Annotated in this window: 2 protein-coding genes, 1 tRNA gene and 1 pseudogene; all 4 read left to right on the top strand. The window is 54.2% G+C overall.

The genetic code is table 11. The annotated features are described in order from the left end of the window. Positions 1-259, top strand: a pseudogene (locus tag ACPLUI_RS04945) (hypothetical protein); the annotation flags it as partial. A gap of 71 nt (positions 260-330) precedes the next feature. Then, positions 331-1,278, top strand: coding sequence for an L-lactate dehydrogenase (locus tag ACPLUI_RS04940; RefSeq protein ID WP_424659165.1), 948 nt, complete (start codon positions 331-333; stop codon positions 1,276-1,278). 127 nt (positions 1,279-1,405) lie between these two features. After that, positions 1,406-1,483: transfer RNA gene (locus ACPLUI_RS04935), tRNA-Arg, on the top strand. A gap of 275 nt (positions 1,484-1,758) precedes the next feature. Continuing rightward, on the top strand, positions 1,759-2,720 hold a 962-nt coding region (gene argH / locus ACPLUI_RS04930), incomplete at its 3' end, for an argininosuccinate lyase (protein WP_424659164.1).

The following is a 2,720-nucleotide window of genomic DNA, read 5'->3' as shown; positions in this document are numbered from 1 at the left end:
TTATGCCTGGGCCGATTATGTATTTGTGATGAGCCGGGGTGCCGTGGTGGGGGAAGGATTGCCCGAAGAGGTTTTTCGAAACGAAAAGCTTTTACAAGACAGCGACCTGACCCGTCCCTGGCTGGTGGAAATTCATGAGCAGATGTGCCGCAGGAGATGTTTGCCTGAAGATTTACCCCCGCCCCGCACCAAAGAACAACTTTTTAAACAGTGCCAGGCACTTAACTTATTAACTTATCGGAGTCTAAAAAACGGTTAACAGTATCCTCATTAAGTTGGGATAAATTTTAGCGGAAAGGGGGGAAAATAGGGAGGGAGGGAGGGGGAAGAATGCCCGTGGACGATAAGCTAAAAATAGCAGTGGTGGGAGTTGGCGCCGTAGGGTCCGCTACCGCTTACGCCCTGATGGTGAGCGGTCTGGTCAGTGAACTGGTGCTGGTGGATATCAACCGGGAGCGGGCCGAGGGAGAGGCCATGGACCTGTCTCACGGTGCCTCGTTCATCAAACCCATACGCATTTACGCCGGAGAATATGAGGACTGCCGTGATGCCGATATTGTTATTTTTTGCGCCGGGGTCAACCAGAAACCGGGCGAAACGCGCCTGGACCTGGTGCAGCGTAATTTTGCCGTTCTGAAAGACGTTCTGGCCCGACTCATGCCCCTGGGTGAGGACGGGATATTGTTAATGGTGACCAATCCGGTGGACATTCTTACCTACGCGGCGTTGCGTTTAACCAACCTGCCTCCCAACCGGGTCATCGGTTCCGGCACGGTTCTGGACAGCTCCCGCTTTCGTTACCTGCTCAGCCGGCACTGCCAGGTGGAACCCCGGAACATTCATGCCTATGTGGTGGGTGAACACGGCGATACGGAAGTACCGCTGTGGAGCCGGGCCAACATAGCCGGCATGCCGGTGCAGGAGTTCTGCTGCTGGCGTGATGTACCGTGTCTCAATAAAGACGAAATTACCCGCCAGGTAAGGGAGGCGGCTTACGAAGTTATCGCCCGCAAAGGTGCTACTTATTACGCCATTGGCCTGGCCGTAAAACGGATTTGTGAAAGTATCTTGAGGGACGAGAATTCCATCCTTACAGTATCCGGGCTGGTGGATGGTGTCTACGGGATCTCAGACATTTGTTTCAGCCTGCCTTCCATTGTCAACCGCACGGGCCGGGCACGGGTGCTGGCAGTGTCCGTTTCCTCCGAGGAAGAAGAGGCTCTACATCATTCCGCCCGGACATTGAAATCTATTATCGCGCAGCTGGATTTACCGTAAAGGTTGTCTGCCGGCATGACATGCAGCTTTGGGGGAGGCGGGGCTGGAAAGCCAGCTGCCGCCTGCCTGAAAGGCTATTGCATTTTTTCGTGGTTTTGATATAATAACATGTGCAACTGTTTTAAATGCGCCTGTAGCTCAGCGGATAGAGCGCCGGCCTCCGGAGCCGGGTCTTGCGCAGGTTCGATTCCTGCCAGGCGCACCAGGATAAGACCCGCAGGCCCATTTAAATCAAGGGTTTGCGGGTTTTTAATATTTCAACCCTTGGGCTTTCAGCCCGTTTTTCTTCTTTGGACAGGGACAGCTGCTCCTTTCAACTGTAATTGCCTCGTCCACATGAACGGCCAACCTGTCGTTTCTTACCAGGTCGGTGTCAAGAAACCACATAACCCTTTCGGAGCTTGCCGGGACATGCTTTTCATTCCGGTACAGGCATGATATTATGAGAGACGAAAATGATTCTTTTGAGGAGTGTTTTCAGTGACCAAGCTGTGGGGAGGACGCTTTCAAAAGCTTACGGACCACCTGGTGGACGACTTTCATTCATCCATTTCCTTTGACCGGCGGTTGTACCGTTATGATATACTGGGCAGCATGGCCCATGCCCGTATGCTTGCCAAACAGGGGGTTATCGCTCACGAAGAAGCGCAGGCAATCATAAAGGGTCTGGAAGAAATCCTGGCCGATATTGAAGAAGGCCGGGTGCAGTTTTCGGTGGCTGCTGAGGACATTCACATGAATATAGAACAGTTGCTTACTGAGCGTATCGGCCCGGTGGGGAAGAAGCTCCACACTGCCCGCAGCCGCAACGACCAGGTGGCCCTGGACGTACGTATGTATCTCAAGGATGAAATTGACGCCATAATCGCTCTCCTCAGACAGTTGCAGGAAGCTCTGCTGGATCTTGCTGAAAAGCACCTGGATACGGTCATGCCGGGATACACGCACCTGCAGCGGGCCCAGCCGGTGACACTGGCGCACCATTTGATGGCTTACGTTCAGATGTTCGCGCGCGATGTGGACAGGCTGCAGGACTGCCGGCGGCGTACGGATGTCCTGCCCCTGGGTGCGGGTGCTCTGGCCGGCACCACCTTTCCCATAGACCCGGCTTTCGTGGCCGAACAGCTCGGCTTTGCCGCCGTGGCCGAAAATAGCCTGGACGCGGTCAGTGACCGGGATTTTGCAGTGGAATTTACGGCTGTCGCAGCTTTGATCATGGTACACCTGAGCCGCTTTTGTGAGGAGATCATTCTCTGGTCTTCTGCAGAGTTTGCTTTTGTGGAGCTGGATGATGCTTACAGCACCGGCAGCAGCATGATGCCCCAGAAGAAGAACCCCGATGTGGCGGAGTTGACCCGGGGCAAAACCGGCCGGGTTTTTGGTGACTTAATGACCCTTTTGACCATGCTCAAAGGGCTGCCCCTGGCCTATAATAAAGACCT

This window comes from Desulfofundulus sp. (assembly GCF_049701015.1).
Classification (GTDB): domain Bacteria; phylum Bacillota; class Desulfotomaculia; order Desulfotomaculales; family Desulfovirgulaceae; genus Desulfofundulus.
The sequence above is the reverse complement of the archived record's forward strand: the minus strand, read 5'-3'. Positions and strand labels throughout refer to the sequence as shown.